Source organism: Paenarthrobacter sp. 10N417 (assembly GCF_056394745.1).
In genome coordinates this window covers 352,490-377,901 of sequence record NZ_JBFTIL010000002.1, presented here as the reverse complement: position 1 = coordinate 377,901, position 25,412 = coordinate 352,490, and the positions used below count along the sequence as shown (strand labels likewise).

Here is a 25,412-nt window from a genome sequence, read left to right as displayed (position 1 = left end):
GCTTGCTACGTTACTAAAGACCTGGGCGAAAGCAGCAAGGCGCGTCACCGGCCCGGCAAAGCCGGAAGGTAACGCGCCTTGGCAGGAAGCTTGCGTCCTAGCGGACAGCCACGAGGTCAACGACGAAGATCAAGGCCTCGTTGGGCTTGATTGCTCCGCCGGCGCCACGGGATCCATACGCCAGTTCTGAAGGGATCTCCAGGCGGCGACGGCCGCCAACCTTCATACCCAGCAGGCCCTGGTCCCAACCCTGGATGACCTGGCCCACGCCAACACGGAAGTCCAGCGGAGCGCCGCGGCCCCAGGAAGCGTCGAACTCTTCGCCGGTAGACCAGGCGACGCCAACGTAGTGGGTGGAAACGGTATCGCCGGCCTTGGCCTCGGCGCCGGAACCTTCGATGAGGTCCGTGATGACGAGTTCGGTGGGAACATCGCCTTCCGGGAAGTCGATTTCCGGCTTGGTGCGGTCGAAGTCACGCTGACCAAATGACATGGTTGCTCCTTGCTTTGGGGGACGAATGGGTGTGAGGGAGGAATGGTGTCAGGAACCAGCTTAGCCAGTCCCTGATCAGGTGGCGGCCTACTTGATGCCGAGGATGTCAACGACGAACACGAGATCGCCCTTGGCGTCACCCTGTCCGGCCGCGCCGTAAGCAAGGTCCTGCGGGATCACCAGAAGGACGCGGGAGCCAACAGTCTTGCCTTCCAGACCTTGGGTCCAGCCCTTGATGACACCGGAAAGTGCGAAGCTTGCTGTCTGCCCCCGGTCAAAGCTCGAATCGAACTTTTGGCCGCCCACGAGATTGACGCCCACGTAATTCACGGTGAGGGTGTCAGTGGCCTTAACGGCAGCGCCGGAGCCCTTGATGAGGTCCTGCGCGATGAGTTCCTTGGGAGCGGCTGCGCCGTCAACGGAGATCTGAGGGACGCCCTTGTCGTCTTCCTTCACGGTGGGGAGCCCAGCCGGAGGGGTGACTGTCTCGCCTTCCGGCTTCGACAGGACCGGAGCCGCTTCCTTAGCGGAAAGCAGCTTGAAAACCACCAACTGCGTCGAGCCGGCGGCCGCGCCCGCAGCGGCCGAGCCCGGCGCGGCGAACGCGATGTGGGAACCGATCTTGGCGCCAACAATGGCGTTGTAGATCAGCTCGTTGCCCTTCTTCAGCTCGTCATTCAGCTCAATGGGCTGGGGGCCATTCTTGTAGACGTCTTCAACGGTCTTGCCGTCATTGCCATCCACGGCGATGTATGCGAGCTCGGCAACCTGGCCGGCCTTGATACGCTCGCCGTTGCCTTCGCTGACTACCTTGATGGTAGGTTCAGCGACGGTCAGCGGCTTGGTGAAGTCCAGACCCGGGGCCTTATCATCGCCGTTGTCCGTCACTTTCACGGAATCGAGTTTGGAGACATCGCCGGATGACTGGCTGGTGGGCTCGGCGGCTGGCGTGCCCCCTCCCCCACACGCAGTGATGAGCAGCAGGGCAGGCAGAAGAATTGCTAGGAGTCGGCGCACAAAAAAGACACTTTCGTCGGGGCAAAGGACACTCGGAAAGGCGCATGGCAGATCCAAGGCAATGGCCTCTTGGAAAGAGGCCACAGTCCAGAATAGCGCGTGAAGCTGGGAGTCCGCTCAGAAAGGCGGTTAGCCCATGGAGTCCAGCAGCGCATCGACGCGGTCGTCAACGCTGCGGAAGGGGTCCTTGCACAGGATCGTCTGGTGTGCGCGGTCGTTGAGCTTCAGGTGTACCCAATCCACCGTGTAATCGCGTCCAAGCTCCTGCGCCCTTCGGACGAAATCTCCCCGCAGTTTGGCCCTGGTTGTCTGTGGGGGCGTGTCCACGGCGTCCTTCACTTCGGTTTCCGGGACCAAACGCCGCGCGGCATCCCGTGATTGCAGCAGGAAGAAGAGGCCGCGCTGCCGGGAAATGTCGTGGTAGGTGAGATCCAATTGAGCGATGCGTGGCGAGTCCAGGCTGAGATCGTGCCGGCGCATGTAACCGTCCATCAGCTTCTTCTTGATCGCCCAGTCCACCTCGGTGTCAATCGTGCTGGTATCGCCACTTTCAATCGCATCCAGGGTCCGCTCCCACAGGTCCAGAATAAGCGGCACGTGGGCATTGTGTGCGCCGTTTGCGGCCACGAACTCTGTGACCTTTGCCAGGTACTCCCGCTGGATATCGAGCGCCGAGAGCTGCCTGCCGTTTGCCAGGCGGACCAAGGCGCTGCCCGTGAGGTCGTGCGAAATTTCCCGGATGCTGCGGATCGGGTTTTCCATTCGCATGTCCCGCATGATCACCCCTGCCTCGATCATGCGCAGGATGAGGTCCACCGTGCCCACCTTGAGGAGTGCCGAGGTTTCGGACATGTTGGAATCACCCACGATCACATGGAGCCGGCGATAGAACTCGGCGTCGGCATGCGGCTCGTCACGGGTGTTGATAATGGGGCGTGACCTGGTGGTGGCAGATGACACGCCTTCCCAGATGTGGTCCGCCCGCTGTGAAAAGGCGAAAGTTGCGCCATGGGGTGTCTTCAGGACTTTGCCCGCTCCCGCGATGAGCTGACGGGTCACCAGGAACGGAATGAGGATTTCAGCCAACCTGGAGAATTCACCACGGCGGGGTATGAGGTAATTTTCGTGGCTGCCGTAGGAGTTTCCGGCGGAGTCGGTGTTGTTCTTGAAGAGGTATACCGTGCCGTTGAAACCCTCTGCAGCGAGGCGGGCCTGGGCCTCATCGACGAGGTCGTCCAGGATGAGCTCGCCGGCGCGGTCGTGGGCGATGAGCTGCGCGAGGTCGTCACATTCCGCCGTGGCGTATTCCGGGTGCGAACCAACGTCCAGGTAAAGGCGTGAACCGTTGGTCAGGAAGACGTTGGAAGACCTGCCCCAGCTCACCACCTTGCGGAACAAATAGCGGGCCACTTCTTCGGGGGCCAAAGGACGGGAGTCGGGGCTGGAATAGGAAATTCCAAACTCCGTCTCGATGCCAAAAATGCGCTTGTCCATCTCAAGCCTCCTCTGTGAGCAACTGCGTCATGTCCTCGGGAAGCAGACGCCGGAAAGCCCGTCGGGAACCCCTGTGACTCTCCGAAGCGCGGTCCAGGACGGCGGCTTCGACGGCGGTCGCCGGAAGGGCGTCGGCTTCCTTGTCTGTCGCCAATGCGCGCAAAGCCAATCTCATCGCCCCGGCAAAACCAAGCTCAGGCTCCCAAGCCCCGCTGACGACGTCGGAAATCTGATCGGCAAGTCCGCCCATCACCACGAAGCCGTTCTCATCGGCAATCGAACCGTCAAAGGTGAGCCGGTACAGGTGGTCCTGCTCCTGGGTCGGGGCGACTTCCGCCACGGCCAGTTCCACTTCGAAGGGCTTTTGTTCTGCGGTGAACACGGCTCCGAGGCTCTGCGCGTAGACGCTGGCCAATCCCCGGGCTGTCACGTCTTCGCGGTCGTACGAGTAGCCACGGACGTCCGCGTACCGTACCCCGGCCTGCCTCAGGCTTTCGAACTCGTTGTACTTGCCTACTGCCGCGAAGGCGATTTTGTCGTAGATCTCGCCGATTTTGTGCAGCGAAGGTGACGGGTTCTCAGCAATCAAAGCGATGCCATCAGCGCAACTGATCACCACTACGGAACGTCCGCGCGCAATGCCCTTCCGTGCGAAGTCCGCGCGGTCCTTCATCAGCTGTTCAGGCGAGACATAGAACTGCTGCGTCATGTCAGGCCTCCCGTCCGGCGATGGCACGGGATTCGACGATGGTGCCGGCTATCGCCGCCAAGTCCCGTTCAGGTACCCGGCGATTACCGGCACGGTTCACGGTGTAAACCACCGGCCACAGCTGGCGGACGGGGTCGGGGCCGCCCGTTGCGGAGTCGTCGTCCGCGGCGTCATAGAGGGCCTCAACCGCGACGGCCACGGCTTGTTCTTCCGAGAGGTTTGGCTTCCACAGCTTTTTCAGGGCTCCACGCGCAAAAACTGAACCGGAACCCACTGAGTGGTGTTCCTGTTCTTCGTAGCGTCCACCGGTTACGTCGTAGGAGAAAAGCCGTCCGGTGGCCGATACCTGGTCGAAACCGGCAAACAAGGGAATGACGGCCATTCCCTGCATTGCCATGGGTAGGTTGCCGCGAATCATCGCACCCAATCGGTTGGCCTTGCCGACGAGGCTAAGGAGCGTACCCTCAATCTTTTCGTAGTGCTCCAGTTCCACCTGGAAGAGCCGCGTAATATCGATCGCCAAGCCAGCGGTACCGGCGATGCCCAGCACCGAATACTGGTCCGCGGGAAAGACCTTCTCAATGTGACGGCTGGCGATCACGTTTCCCATGGTTGCCCGCCGGTCTCCGGCCATCAGCACCCCGCCAGCGTATGTCAAGGCGACGATAGTGGTTGCATGCGGCGAGGACGGTACGGTGCCGGCCGGCAACGTTTGGTTGAAGGGAAGGAGTTCGGGACGCGAGCGTTGAAGGTGCTCCGTGAATGAAGACGTTGCCTGGGTGGCCAGGGGGCCGGTTGATGGGTCCTGCATTGCTGCACTCCTTCGACTCTGCATTCCGATGCCCGGCGGCCTCGCGCCGGCCGGGCAGTACATAATTTGTCCGGGTCCGCTTACTGGCCGCCCTTTTGGACGAAGGCCCTGACGAACTCTTCAGCGTTGGATTCCAGGACGCCATCGATTTCGTCAAGGAGATCATCCACACCCTGCGTCGCGTCCGAGGCCTGGGCTTCGGGTGCCGCCGGTGGGGCCTCCGGGACGTCTACTTCAGTCTCGGTGTCCCGTGACTGCGGTTGCTGCTGTTCCTGAGCTGCCATTTCATTCTCCCTACTGTCAGCCCCCGTTTGTGGGGACTTCCTACTGCCATATTGCCACGCCGTGGGCTGCTGCGCCCGGCTTTGCCGGGGCACCATTTTTCCCAGTGCCTGAACGCCTCAGTCCTTGGGCGGCGGCGGCTTTTGGCCCAGCAATTCGGCCAGGAACGAGCCCGCTTCCTGATGCCGGTCAAAGAGGGCGCCCGTCAGCGCCTTCGTTCCCCGCAGTGGTTCGCGGGTGGGTACACGCTGCAGTTTCCCAAGTCCCGGAACGTCGAAAATGACCGAGTCCCAACTGGCGCCGACAACATCTTTGCCGAAGCTTGAAACGCACCGTCCGCGGAAGTACGCTCGCGTGTCCGACGGCGGTTCACTCACCGCCCTGGCGACGTCGGCGTCGTCGACGATCCGGATCATCCTGTCCCTGGACAGCATCCTGTAGTAAAGACCCTTTTCGGGCCGGATATCGGACCACTGGAGATCGACCAACCCGAGCCTGGCATCGTCCCAACCAAGGCCGTCGCGGTTCCGGTACCCCTCAAGGAGGGACTTCTTGGCTACCCACTCCACCGATGAGGCAGCAGCAGCGGGGTTGCTGCCCAGCAGTGACAGGGTGGATTCCCAGCGCTCAAGGACGCCGTGCGTGTGCCCGTCGCCAGTGACGGAATCGGCAACTCCGGTCTCCTGCGCCAGCTTTGCGGCGGCCTCGTAGTACATCCACTGGACGTCCAGGGCGGTTACCCTTCGTCCGTCCAGCAGTCTTACGGTAGTAGTCAGGGTTGTGTCATGACTGATGGCCTGCAGCGCCTGAACGGGTTCATGGACTTCGATGCGGGGCGCCTGGCCAGCCTCAATGAGACTGAGAACCATGGCCGTGGTGCCGAACTTCAGGTAGTTCGAAACCTGGCTGAGGTTCGCATCGCCGATAATGACGTGGAGCCGCCGGTATTTATCCGCCGTCGCATGGGGCTCGTCGCGGGTGTTGATGATGGGGCGTCGGATAGTGGTCTCAAGGCCCACCTCAGCCTCGAAGAAGTCTGCCCGTTGGCTGATCTGGTAGCCGGCAGTGGAACTGTCCTGCCCGATCCCCACACGTCCGGCTCCGCAAATCACCTGCCGGGACACGAAGAATGGTGTGAGCCCCCGGATAATGTCGGAAAAGGGAACTGAACGGGGCATGAGGTAGTTCTCGTGCGAGCCATAGGACACTGACTTGTTGTCAGTGTTGTTCTTGTAGAGATTGATCGGCGGAAGGCTGGTGTCTGCCGCTACTTTCCTCACGGTGGCAAGTGCGACCAGATCGCCGGCGGCATCCCAAGCCACCGCATCCCGTGGGTTGGTGACTTCCGGGCTTGAATATTCCGGGTGTGCATGGTCTACGTAAAGCCGCGCGCCGTTCCCGAGGACCATGTTCATGAGGAGCGAACCGGACTCGTCCTGGCCGTCCAGCTCCAGTTCCTGGCGGCCATACGCCAAGGCGACTGCCTCGGCGTCGAGCACTGGCGGYTGGTCAGTCAACTGGCTGGGATCGGCGGACGCCCGGTCAACGGTCCAACCGCGGGCATCGTGTAAAGGTTCTTCGTCCGTGTAGTCCCAACGCGTTTCCGCTCCCCCGGCGGCACGTTGGCGCGTGACCGTGGCATAGGCCTGGATGATCCGGGCGGACATCATCGTGGCGTTCGCCCCAGGCGCCGACGGCGCATGGATTCCGTACTCGGTTTCGGAACCCATGACGCGCATAGCGCCGCCCGCAGGCAACCTTTCCCCGGGCACACCCTCGGTTTTGGCCGTCACAGGTACTGACCTGTGTTGGCCGTGGTCTCGATCGACTTGCCGGGTTCCTGGCCGGCCTTCCCTTGCACGATCGTGCGGATGTACGTGATCCGTTCACCCTTCTTCCCTGAGATCCTTGCCCAGTCGTCAGGGTTTGTGGTGTTCGGCATATCCTCGTGTTCCCGGAATTCATCCACCACTGCACGCAGCAGGTGGTCAATCCTCAGGCCCTTCTGATGGTTTGTCAGCAGGTCTTTAATGGCGTACTTCTTAGCCCTGTCCACGACGTTCTGAACCACGGCGCCTGAGTTGAAATCCTTGAAGTACAGCATTTCCGTATCACCGTTGGCGTACGTGACTTCAAGGTATTCGTTCGACTTCTCGGTGGAGTACATTGCCTCCACGGTTCGCTGGATCATGGCGTCGACAGTAGCTTGGACGTCCCCGCCGTACTCCGCCAGATCCTGTGCATGGAAGGGGAGATCGGTGGTGATGTACTTGCCAAAGATGTCTGCAGCGGCTTCGGCGTCGGGTCGCTGGATCTTGACCTTTACGTCAAGGCGGCCCGGCCGGAGGATCGCGGGATCGATCATGTCCTCACGGTTTGAGGCACCAATGACGATTACGTTGTCCAATCGCTCCACGCCATCAATCTCGCTGAGCAGCTGCGGGACGATGGTGGTTTCGACGTCGGAAGACACGCCAGTTCCTCGGGTGCGGAACAGCGAATCCATTTCATCGAAGAAAACCACCACGGGGCTGCCATCGGACGCTTTTTCCCGGGCACGGGAGAAGATCAGCCGGATGTGCCGTTCGGTTTCGCCGACGTACTTATCCAGGAGCTCAGGACCCTTGATATTGAGGAAGTAGCTCTTAAGGTCGGTGTTGCCTGCGCGCTCAGCGGCACGGGCTGCCAGGGAATTGGCCACAGCCTTGGCGATGAGGGTCTTGCCGCAACCTGGCGGACCGTAGAGAAGGATGCCCTTGGGCGCCTTGAGCCCGTGTTCCCGGTAAAGGTCCGGATGCAGGAACGGGAGTTCAACGGCATCGCGGATCTGTTCGATCTGCGGACCAAGGCCGCCGATGTCCTGATAGGTGATGTCCGGAACTTCTTCCAGGACAAGGTTCTCCACCTCAGCGCGCGGAACTTTCTCCAGCGCGTAGCCGGTGCGCGAATCCAGTGACAGTGCGTCTCCTACCTTCAGGTGCACGCTTTGCAACGCTCCGGAAAGGCGGACTACGCGTTCTTCGTCCGCGCGGCCAACTACCAACGCACGGTCCTTGCCCAGCATCTCCTTGAGCGTAACGAGTTCACCCGCCCGTTCGTAGCCGAGTCCGGCAACCACCAGCAGGGCCTCATTCAAGAGGACTTCCTGGCCAACGGCGAGTTGGTTGACATTTACCAGCGGGCTGATGCCTACACGCATCTTGCGCCCTGCATTGAAAATGTCCACGGATTCCTCCGTGGCCGCTTGGCCGGAACTTCCCGGGCCCGGCTGCCTGCGGGGGTTGATCTGTACCACTGTTCCGAAGCTGTAGGGCGGCTGCCCTTCCTGCTCCAAAGCACCCTTCAAACGGAGGATCTCGCTCTTCGCCGTTTCAAGCATGCTGACGAGCTTGCTGTTGTTCTGGGTGGCGGCGGCAAGCTGGCGGTCGATGTGGCGAAGCTTGTCCCGAAGGATGTTGATCTGGCGTTCGGCCACGGTCAATTCACTGGATGGGTCGGGCGGCTGGATGGCGGCAAGCCTCCGGTTTGCTACCTCTTCAGCTGCGGCGTTAGCTTCCTCCGGCGTCGGCCGTCCAATGTCGTTGTTGTTCGACGTATCCACGATTCATCAGCCCCTTCCTGCGCTTAACAAGACCTTAGTCCCGAAAAGCGCAGGGTGCTTGGTGACATCCGGAATGCGGACCCTATTGTGACCTTTTCAGTTTGTGACCGAGGGCTCGTCCTGGACGTTGGTTCCGGCGATGGCATCACGTGCAGCGCGCCGGAGTTTCTTGTCCGATACTGCGCGCTCCCCTACTGCTCCCGGAGTCCAGGCGTTCAGGTCTTCCTCGCTGAATTCGGTCTTGGACGGGCGCCGTTTGACGGAGATTCCCGTGACGCCGTCGGCGAGCCGCCTGGTGACCAGGAGGAATCCAGTATGGGCCACCATGCGGTGATCCGGACGGACGGCGAGTCCTTCAAGGTGCCAGCCGCGGACCATGGATTCCCAGGCGTCCGGCTCGGTGAAGCGTCCGTCAGCGCGGATGGCTTCGGCGGTGCGGGACAACTGGGTGACGGTTGCTACGTAATTGATCCAGACGCCGCCGGGAGCCAGGACTGTGGCAACAGCGTCCAAGCACTCCCACGGAGCGAGCATGTCCAGCACTACACGGTCTACGGAGCCGGGTGCCTCGGCCTTGACTACCTCTTCCTGGAAGTCGCCCAGGGAGATCTGCCAAGCGGGGTGCGGGCCACCGAAGATCGTCTCGACGTTCCCCCGGGCGATGTCCGCGAATTCTTCGCGCCGCTCAAAGGAATGGAGGTAGCCGCCGTCGCCTACTGCACGGAGCAGGGAAATGGACAGCGCGCCGGAGCCAACGCCGGCTTCAACAACGCGGGCCCCGGGGAAGATGTCAGCCATCGTGACGATCTGGCCAGCATCCTTGGGATAGACGACGGCCGCGCCACGCGGCATGGACAGGACGAAGTCCGAGAGCAAGGGCCGCAGCGTCTGGTACTGCTGCCCGATGTTATTGCTGACTACCGAACCATCAACCTTGCCGATGATTTCGTCGTGGTTCAGGAACCCTCGGTGGGTATGAAAAGCTCCGCCCACCTCAAGCGTGATGGTGTTCATCCGGCCACGCTCATCCGTGAGCTGCACCCGCTCGCCCACACGGAAAGGCCCACGGCGCCGGGCTGCCCCGGTTGGCTGCGTGGCAGAGTCGGTGGCTGGCTTGTCAGTGCCTGTGTCCGCGCCCGGGACAGTGTCTGCGATTGTCTGCGCCGCGGCGGTTTCGCTGCTCATGTGGTGTTCCTCGCTCCTGGGCGGCTGCGCCGCCATGTGTTGCTGCCGTATGGGCGTCGAAAATCGATGGTTTATTTTTTATGGACCGGCACGTAACTCTACCGGCAAGCCCGTTAGGCGCGCCCGCTGCCCCGGGCTTCTTTACCTGTTATCGCTGTCACTACTGCTTGCTGCCTGAGCAACCCGGTCACGGTTCCGTTGTGGTCCACCACAGCGTATTCGCCACCCTCCAGCCGCGCCAGATACTGGATCAGCTCCTGGCCTTTGGACCATTCAGGGACGTAGGCACCGGCCGCCAGTGCATGCGCTACGGCGGTGACCGGCGTCGTCGCTACGGCCGCGGGAGGAACCGCGGCAGCCGCGCCGGGATCAACCACTCCCTGAGGCTTTCCGTCAGGTCCGCAAATTACGACGGCGGGACGCCCGGCAGGTGATACCGCCAGGATGTCTGCCACAGTCGCCGCGTTCGGGAGACCCACTGCGGGCTCCGCTAGCCCGGCCGCGCTCACCAGGTAAAGGCGGCTGCGGAGTTTTGCGTGGTTGATGGAGCTGGAGGCTCCCATCCAGAGGAAACCGCACACAAGGACGGTGATGAGCATGAGGCTGATGTCCAGGGGCGCTCCGGTGAGGAACGGAACTCCGATGAACCAAATGACAAGTGCGGCGACGATGACACGGCCTGACCATCCTGCCGCTATGGTTCCCTTGTCCTGGCTGCCCGTGGCCTTCCAGACCGCCGACTCCACCAATCGGCCGCCATCCAAGGGCAATCCGGGAAGAACATTGAAGATGCCAATAAGGAGGTTGGCCCACATCAGGATGTTTGCCAGGATTTCCGCGACGCCACCGAGGATGCCTGAAGAAAGGACAGCCCACATGCCGCCGGCCAGGACAAAGTTTGACACCGGTCCGGCAAGGGCGACGATGACAGAGCGTCCCGGGGATGCGGTGAAGCTCTCGAATTGGGTGTGGCCGCCCCACAGGTTCAGGACAATCTTTTCCGTTGGCCAGTTGAACGCTTTGGCGCTGAGCGCATGTGCAAGCTCGTGGACCAGGACGGAGAGCGCGAGCAGCAAGGCATAGCCGAGGGCAACAAAGTAGGCCCAGATGCCGAGGTTGGGCATCCGCACCAGCAGGGCAGGCCCATAGACGATGACGGTGAAGCCGGCGATAACGAACCACGAGTACGCGAGGTACACGGAGATTCCGGCGATTTTTCCGAGAGGGATGCCGTCCTTTTTGGTCACAGCATGGTGTGGCGTGGAGGAGCTGCTCACCTAGTTTGCCCCTTCAAGCAGGTTTCCCTGTGCGAAGCGGTTGGCAACCAGCTGGCTGACGTCCGCCGCGGACCGGCCCACCAGGGTTTCCCACATGACCATGCCAGGGTACTCGGGCAACGGAACCTGGTGCGGAATGCCCACGGTCAGCACTCCGGATGCCAGGGCAGCCGTAGCGCCCGGGATGGAATCTTCCAGCGCAACACAGTGATCGATGGTCAGCGACGGGTCATCGAGCCGGAGCCGTTCAACAGCCGTGAGGTAGGCCTCCGGGTGGGGCTTGCCGTTGCTGACGGTGTCTCCCGTGACCAGGAATTCGAAGTAGGGCTTGGGAAGGCTTTCGACAATAACGCCGGCCAGCGGGCCCTCGGACATGGTGACCAGGGCACAACGGATGCCTGCCTGGTGCAATTCGTCCAGCAACTCGCGTGCTCCTGGGCGCCAGGGAACTTCATTGCGGACGTGCTTGATTACCTGTGCGCTGAGGGTATCCACAATTTCCCGGGCTTCGAGGCGGACTCCTGCAGCTTGGAGCACTGCGGCCGAGTGCATCAGGGACTGCCCCACCAACTGCATGGCCTGCTGGTGTGACCAGCTCCCACCATGCGCCTCCACGAGTGCGCGCTCGGCGGCGATCCAGTAGGGCTCAGTGTCCACTAGGGTGCCATCCATATCCCAGAGCACGGCTTTGAGGAGGGGCTGACTGGATGACGAAGGCATGGTTTCAAGTCTACGTGGAAGCCGGGGCGCTTCCGGCCGGGCTTGCGCTGTGGGCGAATACAGGACACGCTTCGGGGCGAAATGCCATGCATCCACAAGGGTCTTGGACGTAGGGTGAGTGGATGAACAGTGTGGACGGGACCCCCGAAGGACAGGACATCACCGCGGAGCCCGAGCGTTTCCTTAAGGAACCCGCGGAAGGCCAGCGCGTCACCGTAATGATCGCCGCGTTTGAAGGTTGGAACGACGCCGGCGAGGCCGCCAGCGATGCGCTGCACTATTTGAATAAGCTCTGGGACGGCAAGAAGGTTGCCACAGTGGACGCCGAGGAGTACTACGACTTCCAGTTCACCCGGCCCACCGTGCGGCGTACGTCCTCTGGTGCGCGCAAGGTCAAATGGCCCTCGACGCGGATCTACAAAGCGTCAGTTCCGGACAGCAATGTGGATGTGGTGTTTGTTCTGGGCACAGAACCTTCATACCGTTGGCGCGCCTACACCACCGAACTCCTGGTCCACGCCGAAGCGCTGAAGGTGGACTCGGTCATTCTTGTGGGTGCGCTGCTGGCCGACGTTCCGCACAGCAGGCCCATTCCGGTAAGCACCACCACGGAAGACAGTTCACTTCGGGAACGGTTGAACCTGGAGGCCTCCCAATACGAGGGGCCCGTGGGAATTGTGGGGGTGCTGGCCGAGTTTGCCATGCTGGCAGGGCTGCCGACGGTTTCCCTGTGGGCAGCGGTCCCCCACTATGTCGCACAGCCGCCCTCGCCCAAGGCCCAACTCGCCATCCTTCACAAGATCGAGGACTTGCTCCAGGTTCCCCTGGACAGCCAGGCCCTGGCGGAAGAGTCCGAAGCCTGGGAACGCGGAGTGGACGAACTTGCCACCGAAGATCCTGAGATTGCTGCCTACGTGCGCCAACTGGAGGAGGCCAAGGACACAGCGGACCTCCCGGAAGCCTCGGGCGAATCGATCGCCCGTGAGTTCGAGCGCTACCTCAAGCGGCGCGGTAAGGACCGGCCCTAAAGCTCCACGCCGAGCAGCGCGTCTACGGCATCGCTCATAAGTGCGGCGTCGATCCCGGACGCCGGAGCGTTGTTCCGCAATGCCTCCTCAGCCCAGCGATCGACGGCGGCCATCGCTCCGGGAGCGTTGAGGTCATTGGCCAATTCCATGCGCATGGCGGCGACGAGTGCTGCGGCCGAACCGGCAGGAGCAGCGTCACGGGCATTGCGCCACTGGGCCAGCCGATCCTTTGCTGCCCCGAAGTCCGCCTCAGTCCAGGACCAATCAGAGCGGTAGTGGTGGGCGAGGATCGCAAGGCGGATGGCTGCTGGTTCTTCTCCTGCAGCCCGGAGCTTGGACACAAGAACCAGGTTGCCCTTGGACTTGCTCATCTTTTCCCCGTCGAGGCCCACCATGCCCGCGTGGGCATAGTGTCGGGCCAGCGGAACGCCCGCCAGCGAGTAGGCGTGTCCTGCTCCCATTTCGTGGTGGGGGAAGATGAGGTCCGAGCCGCCACCCTGCACGGTAAATGGTGCGGGGAGATATTTCTGGGCGATGACCGTACACTCGATGTGCCACCCGGGACGGCCGTCGCCCAAAGTGGCCCCCGGCCAGCTGGGTTCTCCTTCGCGTGCTACCCGCCAGAGCAAGGGGTCGAGCGCCTGGCGTTTGCCTGCCCTGTCCGGATCGCCCCCGCGCTCTGCAAAGAGGGCAAGCATTTCCGCTTCGCCGAGACCTGAAACGTCGCCCAGAGTCCATGCATCCGTGGCGTCGGATCGTTTGCCGGCCATTTCGACGTCGTAGTAGACATCGCCGTCGGGCTCCCCATCAGTACCTTGTACGCGGTAGGCGACGCCGTCCGCAATAAGCCGCTCGATCGCCGGCACAATATCCGGAATGGCTTCGACTGCGCCGATGTAGTGATTGGGGGCAAGGACGTTCAGGGCGTCCATATCGGTGTGGAACAGTTCAATCTGGCTCTGCGCCAAGTCACGCCAGTCCACGCCGGTGGCGGTGGCGCGTTCAAGCAGCGGGTCGTCGATGTCCGTAACGTTTTGAACGTAGTCCACCCGGATCCTGGCATCGCGCCACGCCCTGTTGAGGAGGTCGAAGGCCACATAGCTGGCGGCGTGGCCCATGTGCGTCGCGTCGTACGGCGTAATGCCGCAGACGTACATCGATTGTTCCGGCTGCGGCTCTATCTCCACGACGCGGCCGAGGGCGGTGTCGAAGAGGCGTAGTTGCGGCATGCTGCCGGGCAGCTCAGGAACAGGGCGGGAAGTCCACGATTTCACGACTCAACCTTAGTGCTAGGCGCTGATCACATTGAAACCGAGCAGGACATACAAGGCCAGGCCAAGAAGGATGCGGTACCAGACAAAGAGCCTGTAACTGCGTGTGGAGACGAACTTCAGGAACCAGCCGATGATCACGTAGCCCACCACGAAAGCGATGACTGTGGCCAGTGCCGTCTCCGGAAGGCCGTAGGGACCGGCGAGCCCCTCCTTGGAAACCGTTTTGTAGAGCTGGTAGAGGCCGCTGCCGAAAACCGCCGGAATGGCGAGGAGGAACGAGTAGCGAGCCGCAGCTTCACGTGTGTACCCCATCAGCAGCCCGGCAGTGATGGTTCCGCCGGAACGCGAAACGCCCGGAATAAGGGCCATCGCCTGGGCAAGGCCGTACAGAATGCCATGCTTATAGCTGAGCTGTGTGAGATCCCGTTCCTGGCAGCCAATGGCGTCGGCAACTGCCAGGATCATGCCGAAGACAATGAGCATGGTGGCAACTATCCACATGCTTCGCAGGACCGACTCGATCTGGTCCTGGAACAACAAGCCGAGCACGATGATGGGGAGGCTGCCCAGGATTACCAGCCATCCCATTCGGGCGTCCGGATCGTTTCGTGGGACTTTCCCACTCAGGGACCTGAACCAGGCCCCGATGATCCGCACGAGGTCGCGCCAGAAATAGACAATGACCGCCGTCTCCGTACCCAGTTGGATAATGGCCGTGAAGGCGGCTCCGGGATCGGCTGCATTCGGAAGGAATGAGCCCACGATCCGCAAGTGGGCGCTTGAGGAGATCGGGAGGAATTCGGTGAGGCCTTGCACCAGGCCCAGCAAGGCTGCTTCTATCCAGTTCACGTGAATAGACCCTACGTCATGAAGACTGGGAACTCCCCGTAAGCTATCAGCATGCAGCAGCGTTATGTCGGGAACAGCGGGTTCCGTGTCTCCTCTTTGTCCCTCGGAACAATGTCCTGGGCGCAGGAGACGGATGAGCAGGACGCCGCGGAGTTGCTCCACGCTTTTGTGCACGCAGGTGGCACCGTCATCGACACCGCTGCATCGTATGCCCAGGGGCAGGCTGAGGCGATGCTGGGCTCCATGTTGGGTGATGTCGTGGCTCGCTCGGAAGTCGTGATCTCAACCAAAGCCGGCGTCTCGTCGTCGGAATCCAGGCGCAGCATCAACGCATCACGCGGTGCCCTGCTCGCGGCGTTGGACGCCAGCCTGGCAAGGCTTGGAACGGATTACCTCGATATCTGGTTCGTTCAGGAGTGGGACCCGAATGTTCCCTTGGACGAGACTCTGTCAGCGTTGGAGCTCGCGCAGAGGTCAGGACGTGCCCGCTATGTGGGAATTTCCAATTACAACGGGTGGCAGACGGCCAAAGCGGCGGCAGTCGCAGGTTTCACGTTGGTAGCCAACCAATCCGAATACTCCTTGGTACAGCGCAAACCGGAGGACGAGCTCATTCCCGCCGTGGAAGATGCCGGCCTCGGACTCATGGCCTGGGCTCCCCTGGGTCGTGGTGTCTTGAGCGGAAAGTACCGGGGACAAATTCCTGCGGATTCCCGTGCCGCGCAGAGCCGCCTGGCTGCGTATGTTGAGCCATACCTTGAACCGAAGGCATCACGGGTGGTGGAGGCCGTCGCCATGGCCGCCAGGGGTTTGGGACGATCGCCCCTGGACGTGTCGCTCAGCTGGTTGCTTTCGCGCCCCGGCGTTGCCACGGCGATAGTGGGAGCCCGGAACGCCGTCCAGCTCAAGGAATTGCTGGATGCCAAGTTGACGGTTCTCCCGGCCGAGATTGCGCGTGCCCTGGAAGACGTCTCGGCGGCATAGCCCGCGAGTTCCTTACTGGCGGTCGAGGATGTCCAACAAGTAGCTGCCGTAGCCACTCTTGGCGAGCTTGGAAGCCTGCTGGCGGAGTTCTTCGTCGTTCAGGTATCCCATTCGCCATGCAACCTCCTCCGGCGCTCCGATCTTCAGGCCCTGCCGGTTCTCGGTGGTGCGGACATAGTTTGAAGCATCGTTGAGGTCGCCGAAGGTTCCCGTATCCAGCCAGGCGGTCCCGCGGGGGAATTTCTGTACGTGGAGCCTGCCGAGCTCCATGTACTGCCGGTTGATATCCGTGATCTCCAGCTCCCCTCGAGGGGAAGGTTTGAGGTTTTTTGCCATGGCGACGACGTCGTTGTCGTAGAAGTACAGGCCCGGGACCGCATAGTTGCTCTTCGGGACAGTGGGCTTTTCTTCGATGGAGACGGCCAGACCATCGTCATCGAATTCCACGACGCCGTAAGCACTCGGGTCCTTGACCCAGTAACCAAATATGGCGCCGCCTTCGACGTCGGCGTACTTGCGGAATTGGTTACCCATTCCGGGACCGTTGAAGATGTTATCCCCCAGGATGAGCGCTACTTTGCCATTGCCAATGTGCTGCTCCCCCAGGATGAATGCCTGGGCCAGGCCATCCGGTGTCGGCTGCTGTGCATAGCTGAGGTTTATCCCAAATTGGGATCCATCCCCCAGGAGATTCTCGAACTGAGGGGCATCAGCCGGTGTGGTGATGATCAGGATGTCACGGATTCCAGCCAGCATCAGCGTGCACAGGGGGTAGTAAATCATTGGTTTGTCGAAGACCGGGACCAATTGCTTACTGATGCCAAGCGTAATGGGATGAAGCCTGGAACCTGTGCCGCCGGCAAGAATTATCCCGCGCATATTTGCTGTCCCTCCCGCTGCACTTAGCCGTAATTGACGGCTACGCTATGGCCATGCAGAGAATCCTTGTCACCGGCGGGGCCGGATTCATTGGATGCAACTTTGTCCACTACATCATGGAGCACACTGTGCTCCATGTCACGGTCCTGGACAAACTCACCTACGCCGGCAACGAAGAGTCTTTGGCCGGATTGCCGGCTGGTCGCCTGGACTTCGTCCGGGGAGATATCTGTGATGCCGCACTGGTGGACACGCTGGTGGCCGATACGGACGCCGTGGTCCATTTCGCCGCTGAATCGCATAACGACAACTCGCTCGAAGATCCCAGGCCGTTTATCGACACCAATCTGGTAGGGACATTCACCCTGATCGAGGCAGCACGCCGTTACGGCACGCGGTTCCATCACATTTCCACGGACGAGGTCTACGGCGACCTCGCACTGGACGATCCGGACAGGTTCACGGAGGGCTCTGTGTACCGGCCCACCAGCCCCTACTCAGCCACAAAAGCGGGATCGGACATGTTGGTGCGGGCATGGATCCGTTCCTTCGGGCTCCAGGCGACCATCAGCAACTGCTCCAACAACTATGGGCCTTATCAGCACGTGGAGAAGTTCATCCCCCGGCAGATCACAAATATCCTGGATGGGACGCGTCCACGGCTGTACGGCCAGGGTAGGAACGTGCGGGACTGGATCCATGTCGAAGACCACTCTTCTGCAGTTCTTGCGATTCTGGAGCGCGGACGCCTCGGTGAAACATACCTGATCGGCGCTGACGGTGAGCGTTCCAACCGGGAAGTGGTGGAATTGCTGCTCTCGATGTCTGGCCAGTCACCTGATGCCTACGACCTCGTGACCGACAGACCGGGCCATGATCTGCGGTATGCGATCGACTCCACCAAATTGCGGAGGGAACTGGGATGGGTCCCACGCTATAGGGATTTCAACGCGGGGCTGGCAGACACGTGGCACTGGTACGCCAAGAACGAGGACTGGTGGCGGCCCCAAAAAGCCGTGACCGAAAACAAGTACGCGGAACAGGGCCATTAGCCACATGCAATCGGCCGCCCAGCTAAGATCCAGACCCACGCCGATCCCCGGACTGGTCCTTTTCGATCTCCCGGTCCATGGCGACAACCGTGGCTGGTTCAAGGAGAACTGGCACCGCGAAAAGATGGCGGCCTTGGGACTCCCGGATTTTGGGCCTGTGCAGAACAACATCTCCTTCAACGCCCTCCGTGGGACAACCCGCGGTATCCACGCCGAACCATGGGACAAGTTTATTTCGCTCGCATCGGGGCGGATTTTTGGTGCCTGGGTGGACCTTCGTGAGGGCCCGACTTTCGGTAAGGTCTTCCACACAGAGATGTCCCCCAGGGAAGCCATCTTTGTTCCCCGCGGGGTGGGCAACGCCTTCCAGACCCTCGAAGACAATACCGCCTACACCTACCTGGTCAACGATCATTGGAGCGCCGCGGCGCAGGCCGACTACACGTTCCTCAACCTTGCCGACGAAGACGTCGCTTTGCCTTGGCCCATCCCGCTGGAGCGGGCCGTGGTGTCCGACCAGGACCGGACCCATCCACGGATGGGGGACGTGGCTCCCATGCAGGCGCGGCGCACACTGGTCCTCGGGGCAGGTGGTCAACTAGGGACCGCCCTCAAGCGCGAGTTCGTAGGCGACGCCACAGTTGATTGCGCAAGCAGGGCACAGTTCGATATCACCAACGAAGACGCCTACCTTGCCATGGATTGGCGTAAATACTCCACGGTCATCAACGCGGCCGCCTTCACCGGAGTCGACGCCGCCGAAACCGACGACGGCCGCAGGGCGGCGTGGCGCATCAACGCACTTGCCGTGTCCCGCTTGGCGAGGGCCGCCGTCGAACATTCACTGACGCTTGTCCATGTGTCCAGCGACTACGTGTTCGACGGTACGGCCGCCGTACACCGGGAGGACGAGGCACCCGCTCCCTTGGGTGTCTACGGCCAGAGCAAAGCCGCCGGAGACGCTGCCGTTGCAGCGGTACCGAGGCACTACATTGTGCGGAGCAGTTGGGTAGTGGGTGAGGGCCGCAACTTCGTTCGAACCATGGCCGGGCTGGCCGCCCAAGGCGCGTCACCTGCCGTCGTCGATGACCAGTGGGGACGGCTTAGCTTCGCCGAGGACATTGCAGCCTGTATCCGGCACCTGGTGCAGAGTGGGGCGCCCTACGGCACCTATAACTTCAGCAATAGCGGTGAACCGCAATCCTGGGCGGACATAGCCAGGGAGGTCTTCCGGCATTGCGGCTCCGATCCCACGCGGGTTGGGTCCATCAGCACTTTGGACTATTCGGGACCAGGAACTGCTCCGCGCCCCCGCAGCAGCGTCCTGGACCTGTCCAAGATTACGGACGCAGGGTTTGCTCCTCTCAACGCCACAGAGCGTTTGGCTGAGTACCTTGAGGCAAGGGAGCCCCTAGCGGAGTCCGGCGAAACGGCCTAAAGTAGCCCTACCGGCAGCCTCCAGGGGCCGGGAGACACCTCAAGTGAACATGTTGTGAGGCGGCAGCTGTCCGCCAGCCACGATCCAAGCCGTGCAGCAGCCTTGGATCGTGGGCCACATGGTTGTGCCGTGAGCTGGACCCGAGCCTGGAGCCGAAAATGCTGCTACCGAAAATTAAGTCTGCCGGCGACGTTCGACACTGGACAGTTCCCCGCCTCCGCCCCTTCGGCGGCCTTAACGGCAGCAGTCTCCTTTTCCAGCCTTCCACAGACCAGGTTGACGCAGGGCCGGGCACCGCTGAAGGGACCTGGGTTTGCCTGGGTGGGGTCCCCGTGAAACTGACGCAGCTCAATGATGCACTGCAGGAAATTGTGGATCGCGCAGCCTCCGCTGAGGCCACCCCCATGGGCGTATGCTCAGCAAATCTTGACCACATCCGCCATTTCGGCGCAGGAAGCCGGTGGATGGGCACGCTGGACCAGCCGGCGTCCATTCAGTGGCTGACCTTGATTGACGGTGCACCCTTGGCGACGCAAGCCCGTCGCCTCACGGCCAGGGCGTGGCCCAGGCTTGCTGGCAGCGACCTGATCGAGCACCTGCTGGATTCGGCCTCGCAACGGGGTCTGAGGGTTGGCTTCCTGGGCGGCTCAGAGGAGACGCAACAGCTCATCCGGACGAGATTCGCTGTTGAGCGCCCGGAGCTGGAGGTCGCCGGATGGTGGGCGCCTGGCCGGCCAACGCTTGGGGACGACACGGCTTCCCGCCAGCTCGCAGCCCATATTTCGGAGACAACACCTGACATCCTTGTTGTCGGTCTGGGCAAACCCCGCCAGGAACTATGGATATCCGAGTACGGCCATTTGACCGGGGCCAAGGTCCTCCTGGCCTTTGGGGCGGTTGTGGACTTCCTGGCCGGACATATTCGCCGTGCGCCTTCCTGGGTGAGCTCGCACAGTCTTGAATGGGCGTGGCGCCTGATGTTGGAACCGCGCCGGTTGGCCCGCCGGTACTTGGTGGAAGGACCGGAGGCCTACGTGAAATTGCGCACGGCCAGCAGTCGTGACATTGAGGCGAGCACTACGGAGGCCGCCCGGCCATCCATCGCTGCAAGGTCCGTCCCGGGGCGCGTGCCCAGCCGGGCTCCGGGATCGTTTGTGCCGGTGACCGACAGGGCCGACGTCGCTGTGATTGTTGTCACCTACAATAATGCGGACGACGTCGGGCCGCTTGTCGCGGGCCTGCGGAAGGAAGCGACGAATCAATCGATCAAAGTGGTCGTGGCAGATAACTCCCCTGATGAAAGCACCCTCCTTCAACTTTCGCACCATCCCGACGTCACAGCAGTTCGAACAGGTGGAAACCTCGGCTATGCCGGCGGTATCAACGCGGCGTTGTCGGCGGCCGGCGACGCCGGAAGCTACCTCGTCCTAAATCCAGACCTGCGCGTCGAACGAGGCGCAGTCGCCGCCATGCTCAAGCGGATGAATGAGCAAGGGGCGGGCATGGTGGTGCCGGTCCTGCTGGACGATGACGGCAGTATCTACCCTTCGTTGCGTCGTGAGCCGGGCGTCCTGCGAGCGCTGGGTGACGCTGCGTTGGGCAGTCATGTGAAGGCCAGGCCTGGATGGTTGTCGGAGATGGATTTTGATCCGGAGAGTTAMCTGCACGGGCATCGCGTTGATTGGGCTACGGGTGCGGCTCTCCTAATCAGTGCGGGGGCAGCGAGGGCGGTGGGTGCCTGGGACGAGCAGTTCTTTCTGTATTCGGAAGAAACGGATTATTGCCACCGGGTGAGAGATGCGGGTTTTTCCATCTGGTTTGAGCCCGCGGCCCGGATGTGGCACGAAGGTGGGGGGTCGGGCACGTCGCCGCAGCTGACTGCGTTGATGTCCGTTAATCGGGTTCGCTATGCAGCTAAGTATCTTGGGCGTGGCCGGGCGCTGGCTTTCCGGGGTGTGGTCCTGGCCGCGGAAGTTGCCCGCTTGAATAAGCCCGGGCATCGGGTTGCGGCGTGGGCGGTGCTAAGTCAACGGCGTTGGGACTCGCTCCCCCACGCTACTCGGACCTCGACCACAGTTATGCCATGACTGCTGCTTCACATCCCTCCGGTGCAGTCATTATCCCGGCGCATAACGAGGCCCGTGTTATCGGCAGAACGCTTGATGCGTTGAGGGAGGTCATTGCGTGGGGCACTGTTGATGTTGTGGTGGCCTGTAATGGGTGCGTGGACGCCACAGAGGTTATTGCGTCGAGGTGTGAAGGTGTCCGCGTCCTTCACGTGACTGAGGCGTCCAAGACTGAGGCGTTGAACGCTGCCGACCAGGCGACGCTGCGTTGGCCGCGGCTGTATTTGGACGCCGATATTGAGGTCCCTGCTTCGGCGCTGCGTGTGGTCTTTGCGGCGCTGGAGAATACCGGGTTGCTGGCTGCCCGTCCTGCCTTTCGATATGACACCCGAGGCGCTTCGGCGCTGGTCAGAGCCTACTACCGCGCCCGTAGCCGCATCCCGGGTAACGCCCAGGGGCTTTGGGGTGCCGGTGCGTATGCGCTGAGCTATTCAGGGCATGAGCGGCTGGGTACGTTTCCTGCCCTTACAGGTGATGACTACTACGTGGACCGGCTGTTCTCTGCCCGGGAGAAGGCGGTCCTGCCCACCGAGCCTGTGGTTGTCCGGACGCCGCGGACGTGTGCCGCATTGTTGTCTGTCCTGAGGCGTACGTACCGGGGAAACGCGCAGCAGGATCGCATGTCCGGAGGTGCTTCCGCTGTGCGGACCATACGTGAGTTGATTGCCTCCGTCAGGGGGCCGCTGAGTGCTTTTGATGCCGCGGTCTACGTCGTGTTCGCTGGTGCGGGCCGCCGTCGTCCGCTGTCCTCCGGCAATATGGTGACTGCCTGGGAGCGGGACGAGACCAGCCGTTAGTCAGAAGCCGCAACTGCCGCCGCCTTCAATGCTGTAAAGGTGGACCGCGTTGCCGTCGGCGAAGGTATCGGTGAAGGTTCCCTTCACCATGGGGATGGTGCGGTTTTCGTCGATGACGACGGCGGTGCTGCCGCCGCATTTCACCGCGAAAGTTGCTGCCCCGCCGGTGTTCTTGTTCGCTCCGGCAAAGATATAGAGCTTGCTGTTGTGGAGTTTAGTGGCGAGGTCCACGGGGCCGCTGGCTGTGATGGCGCCGTCGAGAAAGGGTGCATTGAGGATGGGCGCGAGGTCGTGGATTTGCTTATTGACGGCAGTCACTGTGGATTGTGCTTCGCCCGGGCAGTCACGCAGCACATGCTGGGTCACGCAGTCTCCGCCGAAACTGTGGTTGAAGTAGATGATCCCGCGGGCTCCGTGGATGAGGCTGCTCCAGACTGCTGCTCGAATTTCCGGTCCGCTGATGGTTGTCGCCTGCGGCGAGTCCTCAAAGGGATGTCCGACTTCTACGAAAGCCCAGACGGGTGCTTTCCCCCCAGTGAGTTTTCGGATGCGTTCAACTGTCCACCCATAGTTTGCTGCCAGTCGGCATTCGGATTCCGTCAGGTCGTTCGTCGAGCCGTTGATTGCCCCGCCCTCTGTTTTGGCGCAGATGTTGGGGTCAGTGAACCAGTAGTTGTCCGCTGATACGAGATTCTGGGTTCCGTTAATGAAAGCCCGTGATTGTTCGTCGGAGAGCCAGAACGTTATCCCTTTGCCATAGTTCGCGTAGATCATTGATCCTGGTGGTGCGGCGGCGCGTAACTGGTTCTGGACTGTGTAGCCGCATTTGGATTGTTCCGGGACGCAAATAGGTCCTTCGCCCGGGTACTTACCGGTCCATGGAGCGTCTCCTGCACCAGCCCACATGTCCACTTCGTCGCCTAAGGCATAGCCTGATGCCTGGGCTGCTGCAAACGTCGGAATTGCGTACATTCCGGAAGCCCGGACGAGGTCGAGGTCGGAATCTGTGGTTAAGACAACGTAGGTGTTCAGTCCCTCAGCGCGGTCCTTTGCCACGTAGTCCTTTTCCAAAGCGCTTTCGAACCAAACGCCGACTGGGAAGAAATGTGGTTCCGTGGGTAAGGCATTCGTGAATGGCGAGTAGAAGTCAAGGCCGCCGTCGACATCGCGAACATCAATTCCAGGCATAGGGGTCGAGGTGCTGTGCGGCGTTTGGATGCTGGGAGCGGGTGCAGTGATCGGGCCTGGGATAGGCGCGCCGCTGACCATCGCGGTTGTCGCCAGAAGGCACAACGCGGCAAGGGCGCCGAACCTGGCGATTGTTCTCCGCTTCATGGCTAGCGCCTTTCTGGCCTGCCATCGAGCGGCCGCGTCGCTCCGTCGCCGGTGCTTTGTCGTGCCAAGCGCCACAGTGCACCAGCGATTCCCAGCATGAAGAACAAGAGGCTGGCTGCCATGGGGAACGACAGTCCGTCAAAGAACGCGAATGTCACGGCGATCGCGGTTATTGAGGCGAGAACGGCCTGACTGACCTGGCGCATTTGTGCATCGGTCGACAGCTTCCGTGCACGCCAGGCGCCAACGATGGCACAAAGAATCAGCCCTGTGAATGCTGCCAATCCAGCGAATCCCAGTTCCACCAGAATGCCGAGGAATTGATTGTCCACGATGACGTAGTCCGGGAGGAACGTCCCGAACCCACGTCCGACGACGGGGTTGTTTGCCAGCATGCCAAAAGCTGTTGCGTATGCGCTGGTCCTCGAACTGATGCTCGGGTCTGCGGTGCCCACCGTGAAAAGCCCGCGCAGGGTGCCAAGCATCCCGGGAGTCACCAGATACATTCCCGCCGCGAGCACGATGCCGAGCAGCAGCGCACCACGCCGAACCTTCTTGGGCCAGGACGGTATCAGGGCAAGCACAGCGACGCCGAACGCCATCAGTGCCGAGCGTGAGACGGATAGTACAGCTGCTGCAGAGATGGCCGCCACGGGCAGCCATCGCAGGATCCAGCCTTTGGCCCGGTCAGTAACGGCGAGCGCTATGGCGATGGGAAGGGAGGCAGCGAGCACCACTCCGTACTCCAAGGGGTGGCTGGCCATTCCGGCCGCACGAATGAATCCGCCCCTGGATTGCACGCCGGTCAATTCCGAGGCGGCGCTGAAGCCTGGAATGCTGATCCAGTCCACAAGGGATGATCCGGTGGCGAATTGCATCAATCCCAGGACAGCAGTCGCTGTCCCGACCATGACGAGGCTTCGCAGCACTTTGATCAGTGTTTGGCGGCTGGCCAGTCCGTCATTGATGAGAAGGAAGATGCCGGCCCAGCTGGCCAAACGGATGAGGCCGCTGTCTGCGGGGCTGGCCTCCGGATCAGGAACACCGTGCAGCATTGCCAATGAATAGCTGGTCAAGGCGGCGGCGAGAAAGACCACCATGGCGGTACGGACTGTTTGGACGCCTGCGCGCGTTGGCGTGGTCCGTTGCAACTGATAAAGCAGCCACCAAGCCAGGGCCAGGAGTCCGCACAGCGTGGTTGGCCGGCCTACGGAACCCAAGGCTGTAATGGTCAGATTTGAGGGAATAAAGCACGTAGCCACCAAGTAAACGATGACAAACCAGGAAACGTCCCTGCGCTCCGGGGGGTTCGCGGTGCTGAGGATGCCGGGGTCCTTGGTGTTCTCATAGGAGGGATGCATGGACTGTCCCCTCTACTGGCGTGATCCGGTTGTGCTTCCCTGCGGGTTTGATCCGGTTACGCTTCCGTCGCACCAAAACGCGATCAGCGTAAAGGGTTGCTACTGATGTGAGGGCCAAAGACAGCCCTGCCCACGCTACAGCGCCCTTCATGCGGGTCACGGGGGTTCCGCCGCCGAAGATGACCTCGGCTTTTGACGGCGTGGTCTGCGTGGATATACGGTCGGCCTTTACGGATGCCTCGTTCTGCAGTTGGATCGTTGCGTCGTTGATACGGTCAAGAATGCCTGCCAGAACCTGGTTCACCCTTTCGGCGCTCGTGTCCACCACCTGAACTTTGAGCACGGGTTGGCTGAAGGTCTTGTTCCATTGACCACCGCTGGCGGGGAGTGTCACTGAGAACCCCTGTTGAACGCCGGCGCCATATAGGGTCCCCCTGGTCAGGGCCAGGTCCACCGACGGAGCTTCCTGGTTGACACGGCGCTTGACCATGTCGGCGAATTCAGTCAAGGTCATGGCGCTGCCACCCGAGATCCAGTAGGCCGGTTCGCGTTCGGGGGCCAGGAAAGTGACGTCAGCTTCGGTCCAAAAGACGGGCTCCGAGGAACGGATCGCGCCAAGGGCAGCCAGGCCTACCGCCAGTCCGAAGGCCACAATGTACCATCGGCGCAGAAGTATCCCCAGGAAAGTTGACGCAGTCAT

Annotated in this window: 23 protein-coding genes; 6 read left to right on the top strand and 17 right to left on the bottom strand. The window is 61.6% G+C overall.

Annotated elements, in window-relative coordinates:
* Positions 1-97 precede the first annotated feature (97 nt).
* From AC1DCM_RS04160 to AC1DCM_RS04110, 11 genes are all read right to left on the bottom strand, one after another.
* On the bottom strand, positions 98-493 hold the full coding sequence (locus AC1DCM_RS04160; RefSeq protein WP_216925697.1) for an FKBP-type peptidyl-prolyl cis-trans isomerase: 396 nt from the start codon (positions 491-493) through the stop codon (positions 98-100).
* An 87-nt stretch (positions 494-580) separates the two neighbouring features.
* Positions 581-1,510, bottom strand: a complete 930-nt coding sequence (locus AC1DCM_RS04155) for an FKBP-type peptidyl-prolyl cis-trans isomerase (protein WP_442017816.1) — start codon at positions 1,508-1,510, stop codon at positions 581-583.
* A gap of 129 nt (positions 1,511-1,639) precedes the next feature.
* A complete protein-coding gene (pafA, locus tag AC1DCM_RS04150; protein ID WP_224164420.1) occupies positions 1,640-3,004 on the bottom strand; it encodes a Pup--protein ligase in 1,365 nt (454 codons plus the stop codon).
* Between the two features lies 1 nt (position 3,005).
* Positions 3,006-3,713: a proteasome subunit alpha gene (gene prcA / locus AC1DCM_RS04145; protein WP_431115289.1), complete on the bottom strand. Its 708-nt coding sequence runs from the start codon at positions 3,711-3,713 to the stop codon at positions 3,006-3,008.
* A 1-nt stretch (position 3,714) separates the two neighbouring features.
* Positions 3,715-4,524 (bottom strand): proteasome subunit beta, encoded by an 810-nt coding sequence (prcB, locus tag AC1DCM_RS04140; protein WP_477517387.1) that lies wholly within the window; start codon positions 4,522-4,524, stop codon positions 3,715-3,717.
* An 80-nt stretch (positions 4,525-4,604) separates the two neighbouring features.
* Positions 4,605-4,808, bottom strand: a complete 204-nt coding sequence (locus tag AC1DCM_RS04135) for a ubiquitin-like protein Pup (protein ID WP_216925702.1) — start codon at positions 4,806-4,808, stop codon at positions 4,605-4,607.
* Positions 4,809-4,925: 117 nt separating this feature from the next.
* Positions 4,926-6,545 carry a depupylase/deamidase Dop gene (gene dop / locus AC1DCM_RS04130; protein WP_477517417.1) on the bottom strand — a complete coding sequence of 540 codons (1,620 nt, stop codon included), beginning with the start codon at positions 6,543-6,545 and terminating at the stop codon, positions 4,926-4,928.
* Between the two features lie 50 nt (positions 6,546-6,595).
* Entirely contained in the window at positions 6,596-8,407 is a 1,812-nt protein-coding gene (gene arc / locus AC1DCM_RS04125; RefSeq protein WP_477517386.1) for a proteasome ATPase, read from the bottom strand.
* 96 nt (positions 8,408-8,503) lie between these two features.
* On the bottom strand, positions 8,504-9,592 hold the full coding sequence (locus AC1DCM_RS04120) for a tRNA (adenine-N1)-methyltransferase (RefSeq protein WP_477517385.1): 1,089 nt from the start codon (positions 9,590-9,592) through the stop codon (positions 8,504-8,506).
* A gap of 113 nt (positions 9,593-9,705) precedes the next feature.
* Complete coding sequence (locus tag AC1DCM_RS04115; RefSeq protein ID WP_477517384.1) at positions 9,706-10,869, bottom strand: site-2 protease family protein; 1,164 nt, start codon at positions 10,867-10,869, stop codon at positions 9,706-9,708.
* Entirely contained in the window at positions 10,870-11,589 is a 720-nt protein-coding gene (locus AC1DCM_RS04110; RefSeq protein WP_477517383.1) for an HAD family hydrolase, read from the bottom strand.
* A 122-nt stretch (positions 11,590-11,711) separates the two neighbouring features.
* Between AC1DCM_RS04110 and AC1DCM_RS04105 the strand changes: the two genes are divergently transcribed.
* Positions 11,712-12,617, top strand: a complete 906-nt coding sequence (locus AC1DCM_RS04105) for a PAC2 family protein (RefSeq protein ID WP_431115281.1) — start codon at positions 11,712-11,714, stop codon at positions 12,615-12,617.
* Here the strand turns inward: AC1DCM_RS04105 and mshC are convergent.
* On the bottom strand, positions 12,614-13,891 hold the full coding sequence (gene mshC / locus AC1DCM_RS04100; protein WP_477517382.1) for a cysteine--1-D-myo-inosityl 2-amino-2-deoxy-alpha-D-glucopyranoside ligase: 1,278 nt from the start codon (positions 13,889-13,891) through the stop codon (positions 12,614-12,616). The two genes, AC1DCM_RS04105 and mshC, sit on opposite strands and share 4 nt — an antisense overlap.
* Before the next feature lie 15 nt (positions 13,892-13,906).
* Positions 13,907-14,740 (bottom strand): undecaprenyl-diphosphate phosphatase, encoded by an 834-nt coding sequence (locus AC1DCM_RS04095; protein ID WP_442005324.1) that lies wholly within the window; start codon positions 14,738-14,740, stop codon positions 13,907-13,909.
* A 51-nt stretch (positions 14,741-14,791) separates the two neighbouring features.
* On the opposite strand from AC1DCM_RS04095, the gene AC1DCM_RS04090 reads away from it, so the two are divergent.
* Complete coding sequence (locus AC1DCM_RS04090) at positions 14,792-15,724, top strand: aldo/keto reductase (RefSeq protein ID WP_442005325.1); 933 nt, start codon at positions 14,792-14,794, stop codon at positions 15,722-15,724.
* A gap of 12 nt (positions 15,725-15,736) precedes the next feature.
* Here AC1DCM_RS04090 and rfbA read toward each other — a convergent pair whose 3' ends face one another.
* Positions 15,737-16,603 carry a glucose-1-phosphate thymidylyltransferase RfbA gene (rfbA, locus tag AC1DCM_RS04085; RefSeq protein ID WP_442005326.1) on the bottom strand — a complete coding sequence of 289 codons (867 nt, stop codon included), beginning with the start codon at positions 16,601-16,603 and terminating at the stop codon, positions 15,737-15,739.
* A 53-nt stretch (positions 16,604-16,656) separates the two neighbouring features.
* Between rfbA and rfbB the strand changes: the two genes are divergently transcribed.
* The 4 genes from rfbB to AC1DCM_RS04065 all read left to right on the top strand — a co-directional run bounded on the left by rfbB (position 16,657) and on the right by AC1DCM_RS04065 (position 22,016).
* Complete coding sequence (gene rfbB, locus AC1DCM_RS04080; RefSeq protein ID WP_477517381.1) at positions 16,657-17,655, top strand: dTDP-glucose 4,6-dehydratase; 999 nt, start codon at positions 16,657-16,659, stop codon at positions 17,653-17,655.
* A 4-nt stretch (positions 17,656-17,659) separates the two neighbouring features.
* Positions 17,660-19,093: a sugar nucleotide-binding protein gene (locus AC1DCM_RS04075; protein WP_477517380.1), complete on the top strand. Its 1,434-nt coding sequence runs from the start codon at positions 17,660-17,662 to the stop codon at positions 19,091-19,093.
* A gap of 158 nt (positions 19,094-19,251) precedes the next feature.
* The gene (locus tag AC1DCM_RS04070) at positions 19,252-21,180 is read left to right on the top strand and encodes a WecB/TagA/CpsF family glycosyltransferase (protein WP_477517379.1); all 1,929 of its coding nucleotides are present in this window, start codon (positions 19,252-19,254) and stop codon (positions 21,178-21,180) included.
* Positions 21,177-22,016 (top strand): glycosyltransferase, encoded by an 840-nt coding sequence (locus tag AC1DCM_RS04065; protein ID WP_477517378.1) that lies wholly within the window; start codon positions 21,177-21,179, stop codon positions 22,014-22,016. Before AC1DCM_RS04070 ends, AC1DCM_RS04065 begins: the two co-directional genes overlap by 4 nt.
* On the opposite strand, the gene AC1DCM_RS04060 is transcribed toward AC1DCM_RS04065, so the two are convergent.
* The 3 genes from AC1DCM_RS04060 to AC1DCM_RS04050 are packed head-to-tail and all read right to left on the bottom strand — an operon-like array spanning position 22,017 to position 25,412.
* Complete coding sequence (locus AC1DCM_RS04060; RefSeq protein WP_477517377.1) at positions 22,017-23,351, bottom strand: hypothetical protein; 1,335 nt, start codon at positions 23,349-23,351, stop codon at positions 22,017-22,019.
* A 2-nt stretch (positions 23,352-23,353) separates the two neighbouring features.
* Positions 23,354-24,712, bottom strand: coding sequence for an O-antigen ligase family protein (locus AC1DCM_RS04055; RefSeq protein WP_477517376.1), 1,359 nt, complete (start codon positions 24,710-24,712; stop codon positions 23,354-23,356).
* Positions 24,696-25,412 (bottom strand): hypothetical protein, encoded by a 717-nt coding sequence (locus AC1DCM_RS04050; RefSeq protein WP_442005333.1) that lies wholly within the window; start codon positions 25,410-25,412, stop codon positions 24,696-24,698. The genes AC1DCM_RS04055 and AC1DCM_RS04050 overlap by 17 nt, the downstream gene beginning before the upstream one ends.